A 256-nucleotide genomic window follows, 5' to 3' on the forward strand; every position below is an offset into this window, starting at 1 on the left:
GTCCTGCATCGTGACCCTGTTCAACGGTTCGCCGATCTTCGTGCAGCCGCCGAATTTCGTTGAACTGAAGATCACCGAGACCGATCCGGGCGTCCGCGGTGACACCTCGGGCGGCGGCGGCAAGCCGGCCACCCTGGCCACGCTTCCCTCGGGTATCTCAGAAGCGCTAATCACTTCCGCGATAGTCCTGATGCCGGCAATCCTTGCCGGTAGCGCCGACAACACTTTCGCCGTCCGCCGTGACACGCTGCTCGGG

At 64.1% G+C, this 256-nt stretch carries 1 pseudogene; it reads left to right on the forward strand.

Annotated elements, in window-relative coordinates:
• Positions 1 to 256: pseudogene (locus FQ664_RS27600) on the forward strand (hypothetical protein); the annotation flags it as partial.

This window comes from Pseudomonas persica (assembly GCF_900291015.1).
Taxonomy (GTDB): Bacteria; Pseudomonadota; Gammaproteobacteria; order Pseudomonadales; family Pseudomonadaceae; genus Aquipseudomonas.